5 protein-coding genes are annotated in these 6,459 nt (G+C 68.3%); all 5 read left to right on the top strand.

From position 1 onward, the window contains the following. Nucleotides 1-547: 547 nt before the first annotated feature. The 5 genes from ENN83_RS00360 (at nt 548) to ENN83_RS00340 (ending at nt 6,458) form a co-directional block, all read left to right on the top strand. The gene (locus ENN83_RS00360; protein ID WP_287182754.1) at nt 548-1,858 is read left to right on the top strand and encodes a helix-turn-helix transcriptional regulator; all 1,311 of its coding nucleotides are present in this window, start codon (nt 548-550) and stop codon (nt 1,856-1,858) included. An 85-nt stretch (nt 1,859-1,943) separates the two neighbouring features. After that, entirely contained in the window at nt 1,944-2,312 is a 369-nt protein-coding gene (locus ENN83_RS00355) for a response regulator transcription factor (RefSeq protein WP_287182751.1), read from the top strand. Nucleotides 2,313-2,316: 4 nt separating this feature from the next. Then, complete coding sequence (locus tag ENN83_RS00350) at nt 2,317-2,580, top strand: hypothetical protein (protein ID WP_287182748.1); 264 nt, start codon at nt 2,317-2,319, stop codon at nt 2,578-2,580. Beyond that, the gene (locus tag ENN83_RS00345) at nt 2,577-5,261 is read left to right on the top strand and encodes an ATP-binding protein (protein WP_287182745.1); all 2,685 of its coding nucleotides are present in this window, start codon (nt 2,577-2,579) and stop codon (nt 5,259-5,261) included. Before ENN83_RS00350 ends, ENN83_RS00345 begins: the two co-directional genes overlap by 4 nt. A gap of 69 nt (nt 5,262-5,330) precedes the next feature. Then, complete coding sequence (locus ENN83_RS00340) at nt 5,331-6,458, top strand: FliM/FliN family flagellar motor C-terminal domain-containing protein (protein WP_287182742.1); 1,128 nt, start codon at nt 5,331-5,333, stop codon at nt 6,456-6,458. The last annotated feature ends 1 nt before the right edge of the window (nt 6,459 follow it).

Below are 6,459 nucleotides of genomic sequence, written 5' to 3'. Positions count from 1 at the left end.
CGCCCATGCTCCCCCCAGAACCCTTCCGGATCCTCCACCGACCGGCGATACATCTGCGCATACAACGCCCCGTCAACATGCGCAGAACGCACAAAATCAGAAGACGGAGCGTAAAGCTTGTCGAGCATCTCTGTTCCTCCCTGCGGGGCCATGCCGGACGGATGCCTTGCCCGCCCGGGGACCTCGGATTCCAAGTCAATTTTTCCCCGAGGTCAGGCCTCGGGGGCTATTCGCGCAACGGCAACCGCGCAGGACGGTGCAGACCGGTGCGGACGCCATGACGGCAATTTGCGCCTCTGACCGGCCTTGCGCAACAGCGCGATACGACCTTCGGCGCGGGTCTGCCCGGCTTGGCGGAGCGCCGCGGCCCGAGACGGCCTTCCGATTGGGCGGGTTCGCCGGGGGTGGGTCCTTTCGGAGGTCGCGCCTGCGGGGCACCGCGTTGAAAAGTCGGCGGCAAGCTCTTTTCAAGAATGAATTTTCAGGTAAATCGGGAGGGCGGCTGACCGGCAATCATGTAAAGCGTTCAGGTCGCTGGAGGGGGAGCATGCCACGCAGTGCGCTGACCGGCACACGCATTCGCGAAAGGCGCACCGTTCTGGGACTGCGCCAGGCGGATCTGGCGCGCCGGGCGGGCATTTCGCCCTCCTATCTGAACCTGATCGAACATAACCGCCGCAGAATCGGCGGTCGGCTGCTGGTCGAACTGGCCCGCCATCTGGGCGTGGAGGCGAGCGTCCTGACCGAGGGCGCGGGCGCGGCGCTGATCGAGACGCTGCGCGAGGCCGCCGCGGTGCAGGAGGGAGGCGAGGCGGAAATCGGGCGGATCGAGGAATTCGCGGGCCGCTTTCCGGGTTGGGCGGCATTGCTGGCCGCGCGGCACCGCCGGGTGCGCGAACTGGAGCGTACCGTCGAGATGCTGACCGACCGGATGACGCATGATCCATTCCTGTCGGCCTCGCTGCACGAGGTGATCTCGACGGTGACGGCGATCCGCTCGACCGCGGCGATCCTGGCCGAGACCGAGGATATCGACCCCGACTGGCAGCGCCGGTTTCATCGCAATCTTTCGGATGACAGCCGTCGCCTGGCCGAGGGTGCGCAATCGCTGGTGGCCTATCTGGACGAGGGGGCCGAGGATCCGGGCACCCAGTCCTCGCCGCAGGAGGAGGTCGAGGCGTTCCTGAAGGCGCGCGACTACCACCTGCCCGAGCTGGAGGCCGCCCTTCCGGCCGATCCGGCCGATCTGGTGGCGGCAGCAGGCGAACTGACCTCGGCGCCTGCGCGGGAACTGTTGCTGGGCTTGCTGGCCCGCTATCGACGCGATGCCGAGCGGATGCCGCTGGAGCCGTTCGCCGGGGCCGCGCGGGCCGAAGGGTTCGATCCCGGCAGGCTGGCGGCGCGCTTCGGCGTCGATCCGGCCGCGGCCTTTCGACGGCTGGCCGCCTTGCCGGGCGGGCTTGCCGGCGGGCCGGTGGGGCTGGTGATCTGCGATGGATCGGGCACGCTGACCTTTCGCAAGCCGGTCGAGGGGTTCGCGCTGCCGCGCTTCGGGGCGGCCTGCCCGCTCTGGCCGCTTTACCAGGCACTGGCGCGTCCGATGGCGCCGCTGCGCGCGGTGGTCGAGCCGGGTGGCCCGATGCGCCTTCGGTTCCTGACCTATGCGCTTTGCCAGCCCGCGCTGGCGGGCGGGTTCGATGGTCCGCTGGTGCTGGAGGCGGCGATGCTGATTCTGCCCGCCGACACGATCGCCATTCCCGAAGGACAGGCCCAGCCGATCGGCACATCCTGCCGGATCTGCCCGCGGCGGGACTGCGTCGCCCGGCGCGAGCCCTCGATCCTGGCGGACGGATTCTGACGGGTTTTGACAGCGCCGCGCTTTGCGCGGATATTCCGGGGGACAGGGCAGGCGAAAAACTGCCTGCGGGGAGGAAAGACGGACCATGGGCAAGCATGTCCTGCTCATCGAGGACGAGCCAAACATCATAGAGGCGATCCGCTTCATCCTCTCGCGCGAGGGATGGCGGGTGGACACGCATGCCGACGGGTCCACCGCCTATGACCGGGTGAGCGCGATCCGGCCGGATATCGTGATCCTGGACGTGATGCTGCCCGGCCGGTCGGGCTTTGACATCCTGCGCGACATTCGCGCCGATACCGGGCTGAACGGGCTGCCCGTGCTGATGCTGACCGCCAAGGGCCAGGTCAAGGATCGCGAGATGGCCGAGCGCATCGGCGCAAGCCGGTTCATGGCCAAGCCGTTCTCGAATACCGAGGTGCTGGCCCTGGTGCGGGAACTGACGGGGACCTGAGCCCATGAGCCGCGCGCCGCTGTTCCTTGCCCGCGCGGGCTATCGGCGGCGTCGGCTGGCGGACATGGCGCGGCTGTTGCCGCTGCTGGGGTTGGCGCTGTTCCTGGTGCCGGTCCTTGACGCCGAGGACGGTCTGTCGGCGGCGATGCTGATCTATCTGTTTTCCGCCTGGGCCGGGCTGATCGTCCTGTCGGCGGTCGTGGCGCGGTTGTTGTGCCGCTCGGGGGCGATGGACGCGGAGGCCGAGGCGCCCGAGGAGTCGCAATGATCGGCTTCGACCTTCTGGTCGCGATCTGCCTGCTTTATGTGGCGCTGCTGTTCGGCGTGGCCTTCATGGCAGATCGGCGGGCGGCGACGGGCCGGGGCGGCTGGTTGCGCTCGCCGATGATCTACACGCTGTCGCTGTCGGTCTATTGCACGTCCTGGACGTTTTACGGGGCGGTCGGCTATGCGGCGCGGTCGGGGCTGGAATTCGTCACCATCTATCTGGGGCCGACACTGATCTTCATCGGCTGGTGGTTCACGCTGCGCAAGCTGGTGCGGATCGGGCGGACCCAGCGGATCACCTCGATCGCCGATCTGATCTCGTCGCGTTATGGCAAGTCGAACGCGCTTGGGGTGATCGTCACGCTGATCGCGGTGGTGGCCGCAACGCCCTATATCGCGCTGCAACTGCAATCGGTGACGCTGTCCTTCGCTGTCTTTGCGCCCAGCGGCGCCGGGCCTTGGGCGCTGACCGACCTGAACGCGACGGCGCTGACCGTGGCGGGGGGGCTGGCGCTGTTCACCATCCTGTTCGGCACGCGCAACCTGGACGCCAACGAGCGCCATCACGGGGTGGTCATGGCCATCGCGGTCGAGGCGGTGGTCAAGCTGATCGCGCTGCTGGCTGTGGGCGTTTTCGTGGTCTGGGGCATCAGCGGCGGCGTGTCGGCGATGATCGAGCGGATCGAGACCTCGCCGCTGGCGGGGATGCAGGTCCGGCCCGGGCGCTGGATCGGCCTGACCTTTTTGGCCGCCGCGGCGATCCTGACACTGCCGCGGATGTTCCAGGTTCTTGTGGTCGAGAACGAGGACGAGCGCCATCTTGCCACTGCGTCCTGGGCCTTTCCCGCCTATCTGTGCCTGATGAGCCTGTTCGTCGTGCCCATCGCCGTCGTGGGGCTGGCCGAGATGCCCGCGGGCGCGAACCCGGATCTGTTCGTGCTGACCCTGCCGCTGGCCCAGGGTCAGGACGGCTTGGCCACGCTGGCCTTTCTGGGGGGCTTTTCCTCGGCCACCTCGATGGTGATCGTGGCCTCCATCGCGCTGTCGACGATGGTGTCGAACCATATCGTCATGCCGCTTTTCCTGAAGATGACCCGGACCGGTGCCGCCATGTCGGTGGATGTGCGGACCCTTGTGCTGCGCGCGCGGCGGGCCTCGATCGGGGGGGTGCTGCTGCTGGGTTATCTCTATTACCGGCTGTCGGGCGGGTCCGAGGCGCTGGCCGCGATCGGGCTGATCTCGTTTGCGGGAGCCGCACAGGTACTGCCCGCGCTGGTGGGCGGCATCATGTGGAGCGGCGCGACGCGGCTGGGCGCGATGGTAGGGCTGGCGCTGGGCTTCGCGGTCTGGGCCTATACGCTGTTCCTGCCCAGCTTTGGCGAGGGTGCCGTGATGGGCGCGGCGCTGCTGGCCGAGGGGCCGTGGGGCCTGTCCTGGCTGCGGCCGCAGGGTCTGTTCGGGATGGACGGGCTGGATCCGCTGGTTCATGCCATGGTGTTCTCGATGGCGGCGAACGTGCTGGGCTTCGTCCTGGTTTCGCTCATGAGCTTTCCCAATCCGATTGAGCGGGTCCAGGCGGCGCAATTCGTCAATGTCTTCGATCACTCGCCCTCCGGTCAGGGGTGGAGCCAGGGGCGTGCCGAGGCCGAGGACCTGATGCTGATGGCCCAGCGCATCATGGGGCCGGACGAGGCGCAGCTGCTGTTCCGGCGCGGCGCCGCCGAACAGGGCAAGGAGGGTTTCCTGCCCGACATCACCCCCGATTTCCTGCAACGGCTGGAACGCGCGCTCGCGGGCTCGGTGGGGGCTGCGACGGCGCATGCGATGGTCGGCCAGATCGTCGGCCGCTCGGCGGTGTCGGTCGAGGATCTGATGCGGGTGGCCGACGAGACGGCGCAGATGATGGAATATTCCAGCCAGCTCGAGGCCAAGTCCGAGGAACTGGCCCGGACCGCGCGGCAATTGCGCGAGGCCAACGAGAAGCTGACCGAACTGAGCGTGCAGAAGGATGCCTTTCTCAGCCAGATCAGTCACGAATTGCGCACGCCGATGACCTCGATCCGGGCATTTTCCGAGATCCTCATGGGTGCGGACGGCATGCAGCCCGAGGATATGTGCAACTATTCGCGGATCATCCACGAGGAGAGCCTGCGGCTGACCCGGCTGCTGGACGATCTGCTGGATCTGTCGGTTCTGGAGAACGGGCAGGTCTCGCTGAACCTGCAGGAAGTGACGCTGGCCGATCTGATCGACCGGGCGGTGGCGGCGACGGGCAGCCTTCAGGGCGGGCTGACGATCCGGCGCGATGCGGCGGCGGAGCGGGTGCGGCTGATGACCGATGGCGACCGGCTGAGCCAGGTCTTCATCAACCTGATCTCGAACGCGCATAAATATTGCGATGCCGAGATGCCCGAGCTGACGATAAGGGTGCGCGCGGCGCGTGGTACGGTGGCGGTGGATTTCGTCGATAACGGCTCGGGCATTCCCGAGCGCAGCCAGGCGATCATCTTCGAGAAATTCTCGCGCCTGACCGATCCACGACGGGCGGGCGGCGCGGGGCTGGGCCTTGCGATCTGCCGCGAGATCATGGGGCGGCTTGGCGGGTCGATCATGTATCTGCCGGGGCAGGGCGGCGCGGCGTTCCGCGTCAGCGTTCCGCGCCTGCGTGCCGAAGCTGCCTGAGGGCAGCGAAACGGTTTGTAAACCGGGATCGTGCGACATCCCTTGGAAAGTTTGACGGATGGGCGGCAGATGACGGACGACGCGCATCGCGCGATATTGCGCCAGATACTCGGCGATGCCCGGGTCGCGATGCCCTCGGGAGGGACGGCCGAAACGGGCGGCGACGGCCGTTTTGCGCTGCGCCTGGAGACCGCGCGCGCGATGCGTGACGATTTCGGCATGACCGGCGTGGTCGAGGATTGCACGGCACTGCGCCTGCGGCTGGATGATCTCGGGGAACAGGTCACGCCCGAGCGGTTGTCGGTGGTGCTGCGGGGCAGTTCCGGGCGGCTGGGGCTTGCGGTCTATTCACCCGACCTGGCGATGGCGCTGCTGGAATGGCGTCTGCTCGGGATGCTGGCATCCGAGGCACCCGAGACCCGGCGGCTGACCGCGACCGATGCCGCGATCCTGGCCGACCTGACCGACCCGTTGCTGTCCCGCTTCGGCGGGGCGATGGCGGCGTTGCCGGGCGGGGACTGGGCGGCGGGTTACGCGCAGGGCAACGTGATCGAGGATGCGCGCCATCTGCCGCTGATCCTGGCGCAGGGCGGCTATCACGGGTTCCGCCTGACGCTGCGGCTGGGCGAGGGGCTGCGCGGGGGGGAACTGTTCCTTGCCCTGCCCGAATCGCCTGCACCCGCCCCGGCCAAGACGGCCGAGGAGGACGGCACGCCCTGGCCCGACGCGTTGCGTTCGGGCGTTCTCGGGGCCGAGCTTGTGCTGAACGCGGTGCTCTGGCGGATGCGCCTGTCCGCGGCCGAGATCGCGCGGCTTCGACCCGGGGATCTGGTGCCGATCCCGGCGGCGGCGCTGACGGCTGTCCGGCTGGAAGGGCCGGGGCGGGTGGCGATCGCCGAGGGACGGTTGGGCCAGTCCAACGGCGAGCGTGCGATCAAGATCGCCGGGGCCGAGGATGAGGCCCCGGGCCTTGTCGGGCTGTCGACCATGCCGGGGCTTGCCGCGCCGCCGCCCGCCTCCGCGTCCGATGCCGCGGAGGATGCCGCCGATTTTCCGGTCGCGGCAGATTTCCCCGCGATGGCGGATCTTGCCGACGAGGCGGATCTCCCGGCCATGGGGGATTCCCCCGCCCTGGGCGAGTTCGACCCCGAGGCCGCCGATTTCGACGCAGATTTCCCGGTATCCGCGCAGAACTGAC

Origin of the sequence: Rhodovulum sp., assembly GCF_011048875.1 — a bacterium.
In the GTDB taxonomy this organism is placed as follows: Bacteria; Pseudomonadota; Alphaproteobacteria; order Rhodobacterales; family Rhodobacteraceae; genus Rhodovulum; species Rhodovulum tesquicola.
The sequence above is the reverse complement of the archived record's forward strand: the minus strand, read 5'-3'. Positions and strand labels throughout refer to the sequence as shown.